Below are 18,733 nucleotides of genomic sequence, written 5' to 3' on the forward strand. Positions count from 1 at the left end.
TCAGAGGCACTCCAACTTGTACTGCTTGGTGCCGTCCTTCGCGATGAAGAAGGGAGGATCGCACGATACCTTCGTGGCACGCGGCCGCGCAGTCGCTGGTGGTGCCCCACGCACGACCGGTCTCGAAGGTGCTGCGGTCGCCGAGATCGCCGGCATGGCCTCTATGTCTGGCGACGCTCCAGCGTGTCCGTGAGATGCGTCCCTTGAACCTGTCGCGTCCGCGTCCGGCCCCCCACGCGCTCCCGGTGCGGCCTCCGTCCCAGAGGCGCTCGCAGGCGCAACCACCGACCCAGAGGTCTCGGCGTTTGTCGCTGTGCCAGCCACATCCGGCCCGCGAAGCGCAGGCGTCTCCTGCTCCGACGAGACCTCCCTCAGGATGGCCAGCGCGCCGACCACCAGGAGCAGGACGCCGACCACGGCCGCACCGACGAGGAGCCCTGCACCCCTTCGCGCGGGGGTCACGCTCGGCGTGCTCGTGGCCGCACCCGCCTGCCAAGCGATGCCTCCCACGAGCGGCCCCCTTGCCACCGGGTCTGGCGCCACCGGCTGCTCCAGAGGACCCATCGGAACCGTCAGCACCGATGTTTGCACCTCGCGCAACCCGCCCGTGAGCGCTGGCTCAGGAGGTGCGATCGGCGCCTGAGGCGATCGGGGTGACCCGGGACTGGTCAACATCGTCGGCTCTTCACTCGACGGTGTGGGGAGCAGCGCCGCCGTCTCGGGCCGCGACGTGGATCCCCCACGGCCGAGCATCACATCCTCCGCGCGACCGCCGACCAGCCCACCCCCATCCTGTGCCTCGATCTTCGCGATGAGCGCCGCCCGCGCCGCCAGTGACTCGCGTGCCACCGCCTGCACCCACTCGCCGACCTCGCGCGCCGTGGCCGGCGGCATCACCTCTTCCAGGGCCAGCGCCATCTCTTTGCCCGTCGCGAAGCGCTCGTCCGGGTCACGCGACAGTCCGCGCAGCACCACCTCGTCGAGCGCTGTGGGGAGCCAGGGTGTCGTCGCGCTCGGTGGGGTCGCCGGCTCCTGGAGCACCTTCTGCATCACCACGCCGAAGTCGTGGGAGTCCACGTAGCGAACGCCCGTCAACATCTCCCACAGGACGACCGACAGGGAGTAGAGATCCGAGCGCCGATCCAGGCGCGGACCGCCGAGCTGCTCGGGCGACATGTAGCTCAGTTTCCCCTTGAGCTGCCCCTCCTGGGTCGTCTGCATCCGCCACGCCGCCTTGGCGATCCCGAAATCGAGGACCCGTGCCACCCCGTCCACGTCGACCAGGATGTTCTGGGGTGACACGTCACGATGCACCAACCCGAGCGGCTCCCCCGCCTCGCTCCTCGCCTCGTGCGCCGCGTGCAGCCCGTAGAGGGCCCCGGAGATGATGGCCACCGCGATCCGTGGCGGCACCAGCGCTCCACCTCGCAGCGCCTCGCGCCACAGCCGGCTGAGCGACTCTCCGTGGACGTAGTCCATCACCAGGAACAGCTCACCGTCCTCGGCGAGCACGTCCAGGGTCGGCACCACGTTGGGATGCCGGATCCGCGCCGCGAGCCTGGCCTCGTCGGTCAGCATCGCGACGAACTCCGGATTGCGTGCGTAGTGAGGGTGGAGTCGCTTGATCGCGACCATCCGGGTGAAGCCCACCTCCCCCATGAGCCGCCCGAGGTGCACGCTCGCCATGCCGCCCGCAGCGATGTGCTCGAACACCAGGTAACGCCCGATCTGCAAGACCTCCGAAGGCGCGCCCATCCCCGTTCTCGACCTCCCCTCGCTCAGGCGTCGGCCGCGCCGCGCCCCTTGCGCGGTCGGGGGAGATCATAGGCATCCAGCCGATCGATCAAGGTCCGTCGCGAGATGCCCAGCACCTTCGCTGCCTGCGTCTGGTTGCCTCCGCAGCGCTCCAGCGCCTCCAGGATGCGCTGCCGCTCGAACACCTCCACCTCGCTGCGGAGCCCGGCGGTCTCCGCGCTGCTCTGTCCCGGGAGGGATGGACTCCGAGTCGACATCGGATGACCCGTCGTCGGAGACGCTGGGTACCCCGACGCAGGCGAGAGTTCGGGCTCCTGGAGATGCTCCTGTCCGATGTCCCGCTCTCCACAGAGCAGCACCGCCCGGTCGATCACGTTCCGCAGCTCGCGCACGTTCCCTGGCCACGGGTGGCGCAAGAGCCAGCCGAGCGCGTCGTCCGAGAACCCTGGCGTGCGCTTTCCCAGCTCCGCACTCGCCCGCTGCACGAACAACCGCGCGAGCGGCGCGATGTCGAGCGGCCGCTCACGCAGCGGCGGCAACACCACCCGCACCCCGCCCAGGCGGAACAACAGATCCTGCCGGAACCGCCCCTGCCGCACGTGCTCCTCCAGGTCCAGGTTCGTCGCCGAGATCAGCCGGATGTCCACGAGCCGCGGAGAGAGCCCGCCGAGGCGGGTCAGCTGGCGTGTCTCCACCACCCGCAAGAGCTTCGCCTGGGTCGCGAGCGGCATTTCTCCCACCTCGTCGAGGAACACCGTCCCGCCACTCGCCGCTTCGAGCAGCCCGGGCTTCGCGGTCACCGCTCCGGTGAAGGCCCCTCGCTCGTGGCCGAACAGCTCGCTCTCCAGCAAGGTCTCCGGCAACGCCGCGCAGTTCACGGCCAGGAGGGGACGACCGTGGCGTGGGGAGAACCGATGGATGGTTTCCGCCGCGATCTCCTTCCCGGCCCCCGTCTCCCCGAGGACGAGCACGCTGATGGTCCCCTTCGCCACCAGCTCGAGCATGCGGTAGACCCGCTCCATCGCCGGATCCGCCACCACGATCCCGGGCGGGATCGGCGGGTCGGCGCGCGTCGCTCCGGTCGCGCCCACCGGAGAGGTGACGCTCGCCGGAGAGGCACTCGTCGGAGGCACTGTGTTCACGGCCTCCGCAGCCCCCTCGGCCTCCGGCCCCGACTGGAGTACCAGGACGGCCCGCCCGATCTCCATGACCTCTCCGGGCGACAACGACGCCGTCGCCCCCGATTCCAGCCGCTTGCCGGCGACGCGCGTGCCGTTGGAGCTGCCGAGATCCTGCACGCGCACCGGGCGCCCGAGGTGCAGGATCGCGTGCTTCCGGGATACCGAGGCGTGCTCGATGCGCACCTCGCACTCCACCGAACGACCCACCGTCAGGCTTCCGCATGCGGGGAGCGGGACGACCGCGTGACCTCCGTCCCAGTGGATCAACAGCCGGTCCAGGCCTCGCGCCTGATCGCGCACGTCGGGCGTCGTTTTCTGGTCCTCGATGGAGTCGAACGGCAGTCGCACCCGGCCAACCGCGAGAGTAGGCGTCGATGCACCGAGGAGCAAGGGGCGGTGCCGGCTGCGCGGCCTCCCCTGTCGCCCGAACGTCCCTCCCGCCCGCGCGTTTAGCGTGTAACTTCCCGACCGTGACCGATACCCGGACCGCCTCCGTCCTCGACTCGCCCACCGTGGTCGACTGGCTGTGGCCGCTCGAAACCCTCACGCAACGCCGACGCATCGGGCCCAAGCGCGTCGGCGGCAAGGCCTGGTCGCTCGCGCAGCTCATGCGGGACGGCTACCCCGTGCCGCGTGGATGGGCGCTCGATGCCCGATGCTTCACCCGACACATCGTGGAGCATCTTCCACCCGGTCATGACCTCGCCACCGTGGTCAAGCTCGCCGGCACGCGGGCGGGCGTGGATCGGGCTGCACGCGCACGCGACTGGATCCTCGCAGCACCGCTCCCCACGGGACTCACCGAGGCGATCGAGGCCCTCTGGGGTGCCATCGCCCCGCAGGCTCCCTGGGGCCTCGCTGCTCGCTCCAGCGCGACCTGCGAGGACACCGAAGAGACCTCGCTCGCGGGCCTCGCCGAGACCGTGCTCGGTGCCCGTGGTCCCGATGCCATCGCCTCCGCGATCCGCAAGGTGTGGGCGAGCGCCTATCTTCTTCGATCGCTCGCCTACCTCGCGCATGCAGGCCTCCGTGACATGGCCATGGGCGTGGTGCTCCAGCTCATGGTGCCGGCAGAAGCCGCCGGTGTGCTGTTCACGGCCCCTCCGCCCGGTCTCGAGGGCGAAGGCTGGCCCGCCGACGAGCGCTTGATCAACGCCACCTTCGGGCTCGGCGCCCCCGTGGTGGAGGGCTCCGCGGCCGTCGACGCCTTCCGCCTCGCCCGCCGCGGAGGGGCCGTCCTCGCCACCACGGTCGCCCACAAACGCAGGGCCCTCCGCCTCATCGACGATCAGCTCGCCGACGTCGAGGTCCCCGAAGCGCTGGCGAAGACGCCGTCACTGCATCCCGACGCCCTGCGGACGCTGGCGATCATCGCCGACCGCCTGGAGCAAGGCGACGGGGGCCCGTTCGACGTCGAGTTTGCCGTCGAGATGCCCGCCTCTTCCGCTCACCGAGACGACACGCGCCACCAGGCCACCAACACCCCCGACGACACGTCAGCGACGGCCCCCATCCGGCAAGCCACCGAGCGCTGGGCGCCCCGCGTCTGGCTGCTCCAGGTCCGCCCCCTGCGCGGCGGCGGCTTTCCCGAAGGCGGCGACGCCGACACCGTGTGGTCTCGCGCCAACGTCGGCGAAGCGCTCCCTGGTGCTGCGACGCCCCTCACCTGGTCCGTCGCCCGCACCTTCTCGGATCGCGGCTTCCGCGAGGCCTTCGCCGCCCTCGGCTGCCGCGTCCCCCGTGGCGTTCACCTCGTCACCAACATCCACGGGCGCTTCTACCTGAACCTCTCCACCTTCATGCAGATCGCCGCCCAGGTCCCCGGGCTCTCCCCTGCCGCGATCCTCGGCGTCAGCGGCGGCGCCGGCCCTGCCGTGATCACGCGCCTCAGCCGCCAGGTCGCGCACGTCTCCTGGCGCTCGTTCCTGCTCCGCCTTCCCCTCACCGCGCCCCGCCTCCTCGTCCAGCAAGCGGCGCTCGAGCACGACGTCAGCGTCTACGAAGCCGAAGCCGGCCGCGCGCGGCGCTCCCTCGCCGAGCTCGACCTCCGCCTGCTCCCGGACGACGCCATCGCCACCACCCTGAAGAGCGCGTTTGGCCTCCTCGAGCGCACCGGATCGCTCATGCTCCGCTGCGCGTCGGCCTCGCTCGCGAGCTACCTCGCGCTGTCCGAGGCCCTCCGCAGACTCGCCCCTCGCCGCACCTCCGCCCGCTCCCCGGACACCGACACCGACCCGCTCGATCCCCTCGACGAGCGACCTGCAGGCGAGATCGAGCGCCTCGCCCAGACGCTCGTCGGCGGCGCCCAGGAAGTGGAGAGCGCGGCTCCTGGCGTCGAGCTGGCGCGCGTCGGCACCATCGCCTTGCGCGAAGCGGCTGCGCGCGATCGCCTCTTCTCGGGTGACGCCCGCAGCCCCGACGATCTCCCGGACGGCCCCACGCGCGAGGCCCTCCGCGCCTTCCTCGAGCGTTACGGGGACCGTGCCGTCCGCGAAGCCGAGCTCAGCACCCCCCGCTGGAGCGAAGACCCGCAGCCCGTCATGGCCATGCTCACCGCGTCCATGCGCAGCCCCGAAGGCGAGACCGACCGCGCCCTCGCCCGCGCCCGCGCCCTTTCCGACCGGGAGATGGCCCTTCTCGAAGCCCGGCTCGGCCGCGCCGAGATCGCCCTCGTCCGCGCCCTCGTCTGGCGCGCGCAGCACACCACCCGCCTGCGTGAGCGCATGCGCGGCTGGGTGACCCGCGCCCTCGGCATGCTCCGGACCATCGCCCTCGACATCGACCGGAGGCTCCGCCGCCTCGACCCCTCGCTCGAAGAGGGCAGCGTCTTCTTCTGCACCTACGACGAACTCTGCGTCTCCCTCGGCAGCGGCCGCGCCGACGTCGGCAGCGTGGTGCGCCTGCGGCGCGCCGAGCATGCCCGCGACGCCGCCCGCCCCGATCCCCCGCCCACCTTCGTCGGCCGCCCCCCGCCCGTCAGCTTGCCGCCTGCCGTCGGTCCCCGCCTCTACGGCCTGCCGGCCAGCGGGGGCGTCGTCGAGGGCCTCGCCCGCGTCCTCGAGCCCGGCGCCTCCTCCCTCGACGCCCTCAAGCCCGGGGAAGTGCTGGTCTCCCGCACGACCGACGTTGGCCTCTCCCCTTTGTTCCTCGTGGCAGCCGCGGTCATCACCGAGCTGGGAGGCCCTCTGTCCCATGCCTCCATCGTCGCCCGCGAGTACGGCGTCCCCGCCGTGGTCAACGTGCCCGGGGCCACGATCGCCATCCGCACGGGCGATCGCCTGCGCGTGGACGGGGACCGCGGCATCATCGAGCGCCTGGAAGGGCGCCCCTCCATCGCGTCGCCCCCTCTCCCCAGCGACTCGCTCTGAGCCGACTCCCGAGCCTCCGCTCGGCACCGACGAACGCTCTCACCCAGGTCGAACCTGGAGGCGCTCGACGACGCCGGCCACGTATGGGAAGAGCCCCTCCTGGCCATGCACCGCTCCTCCCTGCTCCATCGCACCGCGCTCGCAGCGGCCCTCGGCCTCGCCCTGGCAGCGGGAGGAGCGGCAGCCATCGCCGACCCGCCGAAGGGCGGCTACAGCCCGGACCCTGCTGGCATTCCGAGTCGCACCCAGTGGGTCTTCGACGTCTACCATCACAAGGGACAGACCTCGCTCCTCGGCGCCAGGTCGGTCACCCTGGCGCGGCCAGCCGCGTCAGCGCGCATCCTTGGCCGCTTCGCCGTCGAGTTCTACGTCGGCAAGGAGCTGGTCGACCGCGTGCGCTTCAACGTTCCCCTCACCGGCGACGCCCCGCAGAAGGACCCTCGTCGTCCCTTCCGGCACCCCACCTTCGACGAGAGCGTCACCACCCGCATGAAGGTCCAGATGGCCGACAGCCCCCGCGCCACGTGGGGCCGGCTCGTCGACCGCATGACGGGCGCCGAGCAGCGCTTCTGGTGGCCACCCGAGAAAAACGGGCGCCTCACGCCGATGAGCGAGCCGCCCGGCGGCGTGGCCGCACGGGATGCAGGTGCAGACGGTGGCGCTGCAGATGCATCCGCCCCGGCGATCGCCGTCGACCCTTCTGAGTTCGTGGACGGAGGCCCGACCGACGGCGGCCCGATCGATGGTGGCCCGACCGATGGCGGCCCGACCGATGGCGGCCCGACCGATGGCGGCCCGACCGATGGCGGCCCGACCCCCCGCGCAGCGCCTGGAGCTGGACCCATCCGAGCACCGGACGCCGGCGCCGCCCAGCCCAGCCCCCCGGCGCGGCCACCGAAGTAGTCCGCCGGGCGGCCGTCGAATGCGCCGCCCCACCGGCGCAAACACACCCGATGGGCCGTACGGGAAGGATGAAACGGTCGAGGGCGTGGCGGACGCGCGCCACACGGCCGGACCCACACCCGTCCCGCGAGGAAACGTGCAGGAGGCTGGCGGGAAACGCTGGAGGGGAGATGCACCCCGACGAAACGTGCTCGTCAGGTGCGGCAGGGGCGCGGGCCCCTGCCTCCTGGGCTGGATCTCAGTGCGGGGACATCGCGACACCGCGGTACGCGGTGTTCGCGCCGGTGGTCGCCACGCTGGTGACCGTCGCCGTCGCGGCGCCCGTATCCACGAACCGGACCACCTCGTTCGCGCTGGCCGCCGCCGAGGAGGCGAACAGCACCACGTTGGCGCCTGAGACCGCGCCCCCCAGCCCGCGGAAGCCCGTGGTGCTCGCCGGGTTGGTGAAGGTGGCGACGAGGGTCCACGTCGTCCCGTTGGACGTCCACTTCTGCACGCCACCGCCGTTGGCCACCGAGCGATCATCGGCCACGTACATCGTGTCCATGCCGGGCACGCCCGGGTCGCGATCCAGCAGCACGAACGACAGGGGGCTCGCGCCGGTCGTCGGCATCCCCGGCAAGACCGTGGCGGTCTGGCCCGCCGTGGTGGGCAAGCCGGTGCCCACCGCGAACACGTTGGTGAAGTTGCCGCTGCCCGCGCTGCCGTAGAGCTGCCCGCCGAACACGTGCGAGAAGCGCGAGTTGCTCGGCGTCGAGAGGATCTGCGTGCCGCCGGTCGTCCCGTGCCCGATGTGCCAGGTGCCGCCGTTCGCCGCGGTGCCGTTGCCGGACACCCAGAACGACATCCCGTCCTGCGAGGTCGCCCCACGCACGCTGTTGGCGCTGAACGCCACGTTGAGCCGCGTCGTCGTGTCGACGTTGCCCGCCGCGTTCACCCGGGCGACCACACGGTTCGTCGTCGCCGACGCCGTGCCGCCGACGTTGCCCGTGCCGGGCGCCGCCGCGTAGCCGGCGAGGATTAGGTACGCCCCGTTCCCCGAGAGCGACAGCCCGCCCTCGGCCGTCGACGAGCCAGCGAGCGTGAGGGGCTGATTCGCCCCGCTCACGGCCGTGGGCATCGCCACGGTCCCGAGCAGCGCGCCGTCCATGTCACGGTGCTCCAGGAACACCGCGCGCGCGATCTGGTTCAAGGTGTCGGCCCCGGTGCCCACGCGCACCACGTAGAACGACGCCGGCTCCGGGCACGCCGGGCAGTCCGGCCCACCGCAATCGACGCCGGTCTCGTTCCCGTTCTGGATGCCGTCGTTGCAGGTCGGCGGGGCCGACTCGCACTGGTTGCTCTCGCACGTCCCACCGGGCCCGCAGTCGGCGTCGACCACGCACTCCACGCACACGCCGGCGCCATCGCAGACCGCGCCACCCGCCTGATCGCAGACCGCGCCCGCGCTGCTGGGCGGGTTCGAGGGCGTGCCGCTCGTGCAGACGTTCTGCGTGCACTGGTTGTTGTCGTTGGGCACGTCGGCGTCGTACACCGCGCTCACGACCGCGCCGGCGCCATCGCACTCATTGCGCATGCAGTCGCCGACCACCTGCGAGCTCGTCGGCGTCCCCACCGCCGCGAACACGGTCTCGCACGACCCTGCGGCGCAGCTCGGCGCCTGACAATCCGTGCTCTGACCGGGGCAATCCAGCGCCTCGAGGCACTCCACGCACGCCCCGGCGCCGTCGCAGACCACCCCGCCGTCGCTGCAGTCCGTACCCGGGCTGGTGGGCTCGCTCCCGGGCACCCCGTTCGAGCACGATCCGGTAGTGCAGGCGTTGCCGTCGTCGGGCACGTCGCCGTCGTCCACCACCATCACCACGTGCCCGTTGCCGTCGCACTGGTTCACGTGACAGTCGCCGGGGATCTGCGTCGCCACCGCCGTCCCGGCGGCCGCGTTGTTCACCCCGCACATTCCCGCCGTGCACGTGCGCACCTGGCAGGCCGTGTCCTGCCCTGGGCAGTCGTCGGCCGTCGCGCACCCGGAGCATTCGCCGTTCCCGTCACAGGTGAGCGCGCCGCCGCAGCTCGTCCCCGCCGGCAGCGGCGTGTGCGTCGGCGTCCCGGAGACGCAGCCATCGGTGGTGCAGGCGCTCCCGTCGTCGGGGAGATCGGCGTCGTCGGCCACCGTCGTGGTGTTGCCGTTGCCGTCGCACTGGCTCACCTGACAGTCGCCGGGCACCTGCGTCGGCAGCGGCGTTCCAGCGGCCGCATTGTTCACCCCGCACATCCCTGCCGCGCAGGTGCGCACCTGACAGGCCGTGTCCTGGCCAGGACACTGCACTGCCGTCACGCACTCCACGCACGCCCCGGCCCCGTCGCAGAGCACCCCGCCGCCCTCGTTGCAGCTGGTCCCCGACGCGGCGGGCGGGTTCGATGGGGTGCCCAGCGTGCAGACATCCTGCGTGCATGCGTTGTTGTCGACCGGCAGATCGGCGTCGTTCGGCACGCTGGTCACGGCCCCGTTGCCGTCGCACTGATTCTCTCGGCAATCACCGGGCGTCTGTGTCGACACCGCGGTGCCCACCGGCCGGTTCAGCGTGCCGCACATCCCCAGCACGCACGTCCTCTCCACGCACTCGTTCGCGGGCGGCGGGCAGTCTGCCGGCACAGCGCACTGTGCTGGGACGCTCCCTCCTTCGCCTCCCGAGCCACCAGCACCACCCAGGCCGCCAGCGCCGCCATCACCGCCGGTTCCCCCCTCACCGCCCATGCCACCTGTGCCGCCCGTGCCACCCTCACCGCCGGCGCCACCGACGCCCCCCTCACCGCCCGTACCACCGGTGCCCCCCTCGCCCCCAGTGCCACCGACGCCGCCCGTGCCACCGACGCCACCGACGCCACCCGTGCCGCCCTCACCCCCTGAGCCGCCAGCGCCTCCTGCCCCCTCCGGGATCTTGCTCCGGTCGACGCTCGCGACGAGCTCGCAGCCCGTCTGCGTCATCAAGGTCGCTCCCAGCGCCAGCGCTCCGCTGAGGCCCCTCGTCCACGATCTCCGTGCCATCGATCCCCATCCTTTCGGCAGCCAGTGCTCCGTGCGCAGCGTCGCGGCCAGCGTCGGCCCCTCTCCACGCAGCGCAGACCATCCTAGGCAGACACATGCAGCGCTGAGAAGCCCTGCCGGCGCCGTCCCCCCACAGTCATGCGCCTGCCGTCACGCCGACACGTCCCTGCGACCCCTCCGAGCCGAGACGACCTGTGGAAAGACGCTCGCGCTTCCCGTAAGCCGGAACCCGAGTCCCCCGCTTCTCCGCCACGTCCGCGCGGTCTCCGAGGCGCTCCACCGCGCGCCCGCAGCGCCAGGCTGCTCACGAGAGCAGCGCTTCACCCGCCCCCCCTGCCGCTCGCTCGTCCAGGATCAGGGCCGACTTCCCACCCGGCCGCGTGCTGGGGTAGGCTCGCCCGCATGCGCGCCCGCGTCTTCCCCGTGTTCCTTGCGCTGGCCTCCATGGTGGCCCCGGCCCTCGCTCAGCAGCCTCCGACGCCTCCCCCGTCAGCGCCGAGCAAGCCAGCCGCCGCGCGAAAGCCGGGCGAGCCACGCCGCGACCCCGCAGGCCAGACCGGGATCAGCCCTTACATGGAGCTGATCGTCAAAGGCCAGGCGGCCTTCGTCGCGCGCGACATCCCTGGTGCGGTCACCGCCTTCCAGGACGCCATCAAGCTCGACCCCAACAACATGCTCGGCTTCTACCGCCTCGGCGAAGCCATGCTCGAGTCGGGCAAGCCCGAAGAGTCCGACAGCGCCTGGACGACCGCGCTCGGCAAGAAGGGCGGCGCGGACCTGCACGCCAAGGTTCTCTTCTGCCTCGCCGACCTGCGCGAGCGGCAGCGAAACTGGCCTGCCGCCAAGGAAGCCTGGACGGCTTACACCACCTTCCTCACCAACAACCCCAAAGCGCACGGCTACCCCGCCACCGCGGAAGAGCGACAGAAGCGCATCGATCAGCGCATCAAGGACGAGAAGGACTACGCCGCCGTGCGCGAGCGCATCAAGCAGCGCGAGGAAGAACGGACGAAGGAAGCCGAAGAGAACGCCAAGAAGGACACCAAGAACCGCTGACGTTCTTCGTCCTCTGCGCGCCACGCGACGCTTGCAACAGCAGGAAAGACGGGCGACACCTGACGGGTGATCACCCTCGTCGAGGCCAGAGGCTTCCGCTCCCTGGAGCACCTACGACAGCCCCTTGGTCCCTTCCACGTCCTGGCCGGGCCCAGTGGGAGCGGCAAGTCCACCTTCCTCGACGTCATCACCTTCCTCGGCGCCGTCACCGCCCGCGGCCTCTCGACCGCCACGACCGAGTGCGCCCCCCGCCTCCAGGATCTGAGCTTCCAGCACCGCGCTCAGCCCATCGAGCTCGCCATCGAGGTCACCGTCCCCGACGCGATCCGCCGCCGCCTGGGCAACCCCGCCTTCGAGACCCTCCGCTACGAGATCGGTGTCGAGACCGACACCGAGAGCGGCGAACCTGCCCTCGTCGAAGAGCGCGTCTCCCTCAAGGCCAGCGAGCAAGGCGCTGCCAAGCAGCTCGAGATGTTCCCCCGCCTCGGCAGCGCTGCCAGCACCATCCTGACCTCCAAGCTGGTCAGCGGCTCGGGCCGCACCATCGTCCACAAGGTCCAGGGCGGGAACGACAACTTCTACTCCGAGACCTACCAGGAGTCCGGCAAGGGCTGGCTCGTCGCCTACCGCCTCGGCCGCCGCCGCTCGGCCCTCTCCCACCTGCCGGAGGACGAGACCAAGTTCCCCGCCTCGCTCTGGTTCAAGCGCCTCCTCGCCGAGCACGTGCATGCCCTCGCGCCCGATCCGCGCCGCCTCCGTCGCCCCAGCCCTCCGGGACAGCCCGCGGCGTTCCGGCCCGATGGCGAGAACCTCCCCTGGGTCCTCGCCGCCCTCCAGGAGCAGCACCCCGAGCGCGCCCGACGCTGGGTCGAGCACGTACAGGCGGCGCTCCCCGATCTCACCGACGTCCAGTCGGTGCAGCGCGACGAGGACCGCCACCGCTACCTCGTCCTCCGCGGTCAGAACGGCGTCGACATCCCCTCGTGGAGCGCTTCGGACGGCGTGCTCCGCTTCCTCGCCCTCACCCTGCCGGCCTTCCTCCCCGACACCACCGGCCTCTGGCTCGTCGAGGAGCCCGAGACGGGCCTGCATCCCCGCGCCGCTCAGGCCGCGCTCAACGCCCTCGCCTCCATCTCGAGCGCGCAGGTGCTGATCACGACCCACTCCCCGGCCGTCATCCGCGCCGCCGATCCGGGCAACATCCTCTGCTTCTCCCGCCGAGAAGACGGCGCCACCACCGTCTCCCCCGGTCGGGAAAAGCTCGACCCTGCTGCCTGGCAGGAAGCCGCGCTCCGCTGAACTGGAAGCGCTCCGCTGAACCGGGAGCGCTCGACGCGCCGGCGCGCGGCCTCTCGCCTCAGCGACCTCGCCGGATCTCCGAAGGCTCCGGCCCCGCCTCGGTCCAGCGGTAGAAGCCCTCGCCGCTCTTCTTGCCCAGCCGCCCTGCGCGCACCATCTGCCGCAGGATTGATGGGGGTCGGAACTGCTCCCCCACCTCCCTGTGCAGGTGCTCCAGGATCGCCAGCCGCACGTCGAGCCCCACGAGATCGGTCAGCTTCAGCGGCCCCATCGGGTGCCGGTAGCCCAGCTCCATCGCCCGATCGATGTCCACCGCCGACGCCACGCCGGCCTCCAGCATCCGCATCGCCTCGGCTCCGATCGCCACCCCGAGTCGGCTCGTCGCGAACCCTGGCGAGTCGTTCACCACGATCGGCGTCTTCCCCAGCCGCTTCGCCACGGCGAGCGCCATCTCCAGCACCGCGTCGTCGGTCTCCAGACCGCGCACCACCTCCAGCAGCTCCATCACCGGAGGCGGGTTGAAGAAGTGGAGCCCCACCGTGCGCGACCCGGCCCCGAGCCGCCGTCCCAGCTCGGTGATGCTCAGGCTCGACGTGTTCGAGCCGATGATCGCGTGCTCCGGCGCCAGCGCCTTCACCCGCGACAGCACCTCCACCTTGAGGTCCATCTGCTCGGGGATCGCCTCGATCACCAGATCGACCTCCCCCGCAACACGCGCGAGATCGGGTGCTGCCACCAGCATCCCGATCATCTCGCTGCGCGCCTCGTTGAGCATCTTGCCCTTCTGCACCAGCCGGTCGGTCGCGCGCTTGATCGCGTCCACCGCTGCGCTCACCCGGGCCATCTCCGCGTCGTGCAAGTACGTGACGTAGCCTGCGACGGCCGTCACCTGCGCGATCCCCTGGCCCATCGTGCCCGTGCCGAGCACCAGCACCTTGCGGATGGCGGAAGCCTGCACCTCCATCGTCATCCTCCCCTACCGCCCCTGCGGGGGCGGCTGGGCGGGCGCCGGGCTCGGCGCGCCTTGCTCCTGCTGCTGCCTCGCCTTCTCGATCTGCTGCTGGATCATCTTCATCTGCTCGGGCGTGAGCCGCCGCGCAGGACGGGCCGCCGCCCCACCCGGCTGACCATCCGCGCCCTCTGCGCCTGGGTTCTGGAGCTGGATGGGCGGAGGCACCGGCCGCACGGGCAGCGGCGTCCCCCCGGGCGGCGCCCCTGCTCCGGGCAGCGGCAGCGCGCGCTGCGGCGTGCCCGCGGGCACCACGGCCGCGGCGGGCGACTTCCCCTCCGGCTTGCCACCGGCCTCGGCCTCGTCGTCGTTCAGCACCACCAGCAGGCCGATCGCCGCGCTGACGAAGAACGCGAGCCCCAGGGCCGGGACCCAGCCAGGGGTCCGAGGCTCCCCGGGCGAGAGTTCCTGAACCGGCTCCGGATCGAAGTCGTCGTGGTGAGCGTCGTCGTGGTGGGCGTCAGCGCCGTGCGCCTCCGCGTGGTCATCGTGGGCGTGGCTCATGCCCGGCAAGGGTTGCCGCACTTCCGCGGCCGTGTCGAGGGGTACGCGCGCAGGATCGACGCCTGCCCGCGCGAGAGCCTTCCCGTCGCGCGGGCAGACCCCACGAGCGGCCCTCGACGGCGGGATGAAGGCACCTCGCGGCCGCCTCCACCAGCCCCCGGGAGCCGCCCCACGTCCGACCCGACGACGAGCGCTCCCTCCGGACGAAGAGCGCCCTCAGAACGGCGTTGCCCGAACGAAGAGCGCTCTCAGGACGGCTTTGCTGGGAAGAACTCCCGTTTACGACGACTTCTTGCCGCGACCGGCAGGCTTGCCGCTCGGGGCAGGGACCGGCTTCGAGGCCGCAGGCTTCGCCGAGCGCCCAGCGGGCGCCGGAGTGGCCACTCCCCCACGCTTCGCCGCGGAGGTCACCCGAGCCGCCTGCCCTTGCGCCTTCCCGCTGGGCTGTGCACCGGGGGACGCCGCTACGCCCTTGGCTGCTGCACCCTTGGTTGCTGCGCCCTTGGCTGCTGCGCCCTTGGCCGCTGCACCCTTCGCCGCTGCGCCCTTCGCCGCTGCGCCCTTGGCTGCTGCACCCTTGGCTGCTGCACCCTTGGCCGCTGCGCCCTTGGCCGCTGCGCCCTTCGCCGCGGCAGGCGCCCCGCCGCCGCTCGTCGCCCGTGCGGAGCGCGCGGCCGACTTGCTCGCCGACGGCACCACGGAGGCAGCACTGGCTCCCTTGACGGGCGCGGCCTTGCGCCCCCCTCGACCACCGCTGCGAGGCGCAGCAGACGACGCGGCCGCCTGAGGAGCCACCGCCCGACGCCCACGCTGCGGCGCTTGCGCGGCCAGAGAGGCCTGCGCGGCCTGCACCAGCGCCGCCAGGACCAGTTCCGCCTGGTTTGCTTGCCCCGAGAGCGCGTCTGTCCCGAGGGGAGCAACAGCGCGTCCAGCACGCCGCTCGGCCCTCGTCGAGGGCGCCGCAGCGCGCGTCGTGGACCTGGCTTGCGGCGTCTGCTTCGCCCCCGCCTTCGACGGCTTCGATGCCTTGCCCTGGGGGGCGGCTTGCTTGCTCTGGCCGGCCTGCTTGCCCCGACCGGCCTGCTTGCCCCGACCGACCTGCTCGACCTGCGCCGTCGCCGGCTCGGCCTTCCCGGTTCGCTTGCTCTGCGCCGGGACCTGATTGCGCTTCCCGGCTTGCTTACCCTGCACTGCCACGTCTCGATCAGCCTTTCCGTGTGGCTCGCCCTGCGGAACCACCTGCGTGTCGTCAGCGCGCTGCGCTGTCTTGCCTGCATGCGAAGGCGGCTGCGCCGCTCCCCCCGGCGTCGCGCTCTTGCTCGACGCCAGCTTCCCTTCTTCGCGCCGCCCTGCACCCGTCTGCGCCACCAGCACCTTGCCACGTCCGGCGTCTGCCGGCTCCGCGGTGCTCGTGGTCTCTCCTCCCTTCGGGGCCTTCGCCCCAGCCGTCCTTGCGGCCATCCTCCTGGACACCTGGGTCGACTCCTGCCCCCGCTCCGCGCGCGGCGCTGCCGCCGCAGACGTCACCGCCGCCGGCTCCACCCCCGCAGCCCCCGCCTCCAGCGCGTGCGCCGCGACGGCCGGCTTCGGAGCGGACGGCTCGAAGCCGCCCCTCACCTCGGCACGCGGCGCCGGACCATTCCCCACGGGAGCTCCCGCGGTCGATCGGGCGTCCACCGTCACCGGCTCCGCGGCCACCGCCGGCGCCGCACCGACACCGTGCGCCCCGTGCGCCCCCTGCGCCACGTGCGCCACCCACGTCGGCTCGGGCTCCGAAGGACCAGGAGCCCCTCGCTCCAGCCCGCGCTTTCGCGCCTTCGCGTCGCCGTCGATGACCTGCCGCCGCCTCAGACGTGACGCCTCGGCAGCCGCCTGCGCCGAGCCCTGCGTCGCCGCGTGCACCTGCACCTGCGTCTCCGACGTCGTCTCCTCCCAGAGCGGCGGCGCATCACGCCCGACCCGTTGCTCGTGAGGACGCTGCTGCGCGCTACCCCGCTCGAACTTCCCGCCTTGCGCTCCGAACCGCGCGCCACCGCGGTCGAACGCCGGCGCCTGCTTGCCATGCCGCGCCGCGCTCCCATCGAACGCCGGCGCCTGCTTGCCGTGCCGCGCCGCGCCTCGATCGAACGCCGGCACCTGCTTGCCGTGCCGCGCTGCGCCCCGCTCGAACTTCCCGGCCTGCGCACCGCCTCGCGCAGCACCCCGATCGAACGCCGGCGCTTGCTTGCCGTGCCGCGCCGCGCCCCGATCGAACGCCGGCGCCTGCTTCCCATGCCGCGCGCCACCGCGATCGAACGCCGCCTTCCCCCGGTCCCGCGCCCCACCGCGCTCGAACCCTTGGCCAGGCCGGCTCGTCCGCGCCTCCAGCGCCTCCTCCCCCGCGAACCGCACCCGGCTCCCCAGCACCTGCCGCCGCAGGATCGAGACGTCCTCGATCTTCACCTGCAGGGTGTCCCCGAGGCTCACCCGATCCCCCGAGCGCGCCCCGATCACCCGCAGCCCTTGCTCGTCCATGTCGTAGCGATCGGGCCCCAGCGCCTCCATGCGCACCATCACGTCCACGAACGGATCGTCCAGATTCACGAACACCCCGGTCCCCACGATCGCGGTCACCGTCCCCGTGAACGTCTCCCCCACCCGCTCGCGCATCACCAGCGCGCGGTGCAGGTCCATCACCTCGCGCTCCACCTCCATCCCCTTCCGCTCCCGGTCGGACGACTGCGCCGCCGCCGCGATGAGCAGCTCCTTCCCCTCGTCGCTCCGGTCCACCTTTTCGCCACGGACCAGCGCCCGGATCGCCCGGTGCGCCGTCACGTCCGGGTAGCGCCGGATCGGCGACGTGAAGTGCAGGTACGCCGTCGACGCCAGGCCGAAGTGACCCACGTTCGCCACGTCGTACACCGCCTGCTTCATCGCCCGCAGCAGCAGCATGTGCAGCACCTGCTTCTGCGGGTGCGACGCGAGCTTCTTCAGGAACGCGCTGAGCCGCTTCGGGTCCTCCGCGTCCTCCGGCTCGAAGGTGATCCCCAGCTCCCCGCACATCGCCGAGAACCGCTCGAGCTTCGCCAGGTCCGGCGGCCCGTGGTAGCGGAACACCGACGGCGCCCCCTTCTCCACCACGTACGCCGCGCACACCTCGTTCGCGAGCAGCATCATCTCCTCGATGAGCTGATACGCCTTCATCACCCCAGGGTCCTGCGACCGCTTCTGCACGTCCTTCGGCGCCTTCGTGTCGGCGTCGAAGACCACCTTCGCCTCCGGCAGCTCGAAGTCGAGCGCCCCACGCCGCATCCGCTTCGCCCGCAGAAGCCGCGACAGGTCCCACATCACCGCGAGGTCCGCGCGCAGCGCCTCGGCTGCCGGACTCCGCGGCGGCTCCTGCGTGAAGCCCAGCGTCCGCGCCACCCCCGGGTAGGTCAGCTTCGCGATCGAGCGCATGTACCCCTCGATCACCCGCGCGCTGCGCACGTCCCCCGTGGGTGACAGCTCCACCTCCACGCAGAGACAGAGCCGGATGCGCCCGGGCAGGAGCGAGCACAGGTTCGACGACAGCGCCCGCGGCAGCATCGGGATGGCCCGGTCCGGCAGGTAGATCGAGTTCCCTCGCGCCACCGCCTCCTGATCGAGCGCCGTCCCTGGCCGCACGTAATGCGACACGTCCGCAATCGCGATCCACGCCCGGAACGACCCATCGTCTTCCCGGATGACCCACACCGCATCGTCGTGATCGCGCGCGTCCTCCGGATCGATCGTCGGCAAGGGCAGGTAGGTCAGGTCCTCCCTCCCCACCAGCGCCTCCGGGGCCACCTCGCCCCCGAACGCCTCCGCCTCCCGGATCGCGTCCGCCGGGTGCTCCTCGACGATCCCCTCGCGGATGAGGATCTTCTGCACCTCGACCTCCGGGTCCCCTGGCTCGCCGAGCAGCGCCTCCAGCACCCCTTCCGGATTCTCGTTCGGCGACTCCGGGAACTGGGTGATCCGACACACCACGGCCGACCCATCGCGCCCGTCCACCCGGCCGTGACCTTCCTCGGACCGGAGCACGATCGGCCCCCGCATCCGCTGATCGTCCGGCTCCAGCCACGCGCTCTTCCCGCGCCGCCGCAAGGTCCCCGCCACGCGCGCGTGCCGGCGCTTCAGCACCCGCAGCACCGCGCCCTCGACCCCGCGCCGCGACCGCGAGGTGATCCGCACCGCGACCTGATCGCCGTGCATCCCGCCGCCGAGCGACTCCGGTGCCACGTAAATGCCCTCGGGCATCCCCCCGACCGTCACGAACGCGAACCCCCGGGGGTTCACATTCAGAAAGCCCTCGTGCTCCACACCACGACGCTCGACCTGCTCGGCAGCCGCCTTGAAGCGTTGCCCGGGGAGCGCCACCACCACGTTGTTGTAGGAAAGATCATCGAGCAGCCGCTGGAGCCCGGCATACCTTCGGGGCTCGACCCCGAGGCGCTCCGCAATCTCGTTCACATGCAATGCCCGGCCGAAGGAGGCCAGCAGGTCCAGGACGGCATCCCGTCGGACCGGAGGAGAGTTCTTCATCGAGCCCAGGACGTAGCACGAGAACCGTGCCTCTGGCTGCCCAACCCAGGGTCTTGTACGAAGGTCG

General features: G+C 72.0%; 10 protein-coding genes. 4 read left to right on the forward strand and 6 right to left on the reverse strand.

Annotated elements, in window-relative coordinates:
* Together CMC5_RS40550 and CMC5_RS40555 are read right to left on the reverse strand one after the other, a co-directional pair.
* A complete protein-coding gene (locus tag CMC5_RS40550; RefSeq protein WP_050435436.1) occupies positions 1–1,755 on the reverse strand; it encodes a serine/threonine protein kinase in 1,755 nt (584 codons plus the stop codon).
* Positions 1,756–1,778: 23 nt separating this feature from the next.
* Positions 1,779–3,284 (reverse strand): sigma 54-interacting transcriptional regulator, encoded by a 1,506-nt coding sequence (locus tag CMC5_RS40555; protein ID WP_245678163.1) that lies wholly within the window; start codon positions 3,282–3,284, stop codon positions 1,779–1,781.
* 122 nt (positions 3,285–3,406) lie between these two features.
* Here CMC5_RS40555 and CMC5_RS40560 point away from each other — a divergent pair, with 122 nt between their 5' ends.
* A complete protein-coding gene (locus CMC5_RS40560) occupies positions 3,407–6,304 on the forward strand; it encodes a PEP/pyruvate-binding domain-containing protein (protein WP_050435437.1) in 2,898 nt (965 codons plus the stop codon).
* 105 nt (positions 6,305–6,409) lie between these two features.
* Positions 6,410–7,207, forward strand: coding sequence for a hypothetical protein (locus CMC5_RS40565; RefSeq protein ID WP_050435438.1), 798 nt, complete (start codon positions 6,410–6,412; stop codon positions 7,205–7,207).
* 238 nt (positions 7,208–7,445) lie between these two features.
* Here CMC5_RS40565 and CMC5_RS45550 read toward each other — a convergent pair whose 3' ends face one another.
* Positions 7,446–10,253 carry a hypothetical protein gene (locus CMC5_RS45550; protein WP_050435439.1) on the reverse strand — a complete coding sequence of 936 codons (2,808 nt, stop codon included), beginning with the start codon at positions 10,251–10,253 and terminating at the stop codon, positions 7,446–7,448.
* A gap of 402 nt (positions 10,254–10,655) precedes the next feature.
* Between CMC5_RS45550 and CMC5_RS40575 the strand changes: the two genes are divergently transcribed.
* Both CMC5_RS40575 and CMC5_RS40580 read left to right on the forward strand, forming a co-directional pair.
* On the forward strand, positions 10,656–11,309 hold the full coding sequence (locus CMC5_RS40575; protein ID WP_050435440.1) for a tetratricopeptide repeat protein: 654 nt from the start codon (positions 10,656–10,658) through the stop codon (positions 11,307–11,309).
* Between the two features lie 66 nt (positions 11,310–11,375).
* Positions 11,376–12,608 (forward strand): AAA family ATPase, encoded by a 1,233-nt coding sequence (locus CMC5_RS40580; protein ID WP_050435441.1) that lies wholly within the window; start codon positions 11,376–11,378, stop codon positions 12,606–12,608.
* 58 nt (positions 12,609–12,666) lie between these two features.
* Here CMC5_RS40580 and CMC5_RS40585 read toward each other — a convergent pair whose 3' ends face one another.
* From CMC5_RS40585 to rnr, 3 genes are all read right to left on the reverse strand, one after another.
* On the reverse strand, positions 12,667–13,578 hold the full coding sequence (locus CMC5_RS40585) for a 3-hydroxyacyl-CoA dehydrogenase NAD-binding domain-containing protein (RefSeq protein WP_050435442.1): 912 nt from the start codon (positions 13,576–13,578) through the stop codon (positions 12,667–12,669).
* 6 nt (positions 13,579–13,584) lie between these two features.
* Entirely contained in the window at positions 13,585–14,121 is a 537-nt protein-coding gene (locus CMC5_RS40590) for a hypothetical protein (protein ID WP_050435443.1), read from the reverse strand.
* Positions 14,122–14,400: 279 nt separating this feature from the next.
* Positions 14,401–18,666, reverse strand: coding sequence for a ribonuclease R (rnr, locus tag CMC5_RS48855; RefSeq protein WP_281180799.1), 4,266 nt, complete (start codon positions 18,664–18,666; stop codon positions 14,401–14,403).
* Positions 18,667–18,733: the final 67 nt, after the last annotated feature.

This window comes from Chondromyces crocatus (assembly GCF_001189295.1).
Classification (GTDB): domain Bacteria; phylum Myxococcota_A; class Polyangia; order Polyangiales; family Polyangiaceae; genus Chondromyces; species Chondromyces crocatus.

Bases quoted from the DNA above. Each gene is read 5' to 3' on its own strand.
- CMC5_RS40550 (WP_050435436.1), bottom strand. From the start codon at position 1,755: ATGGGCGCGCCTTCGGAGGTCTTGCAGATCGGGCGTTACCTGGTGTTC.
- CMC5_RS40565 (WP_050435438.1), top strand. From the start codon at position 6,410: ATGCACCGCTCCTCCCTGCTCCATCGCACCGCGCTCGCAGCGGCCCTC.
- CMC5_RS45550 (WP_050435439.1), bottom strand. From the start codon at position 10,253: ATGGCACGGAGATCGTGGACGAGGGGCCTCAGCGGAGCGCTGGCGCTG.
- CMC5_RS40575 (WP_050435440.1), top strand. From the start codon at position 10,656: ATGCGCGCCCGCGTCTTCCCCGTGTTCCTTGCGCTGGCCTCCATGGTG.
- CMC5_RS40585 (WP_050435442.1), bottom strand. From the start codon at position 13,578: ATGACGATGGAGGTGCAGGCTTCCGCCATCCGCAAGGTGCTGGTGCTC.
- CMC5_RS40590 (WP_050435443.1), bottom strand. From the start codon at position 14,121: ATGAGCCACGCCCACGATGACCACGCGGAGGCGCACGGCGCTGACGCC.
- rnr (WP_281180799.1), bottom strand. From the start codon at position 18,666: ATGAAGAACTCTCCTCCGGTCCGACGGGATGCCGTCCTGGACCTGCTG.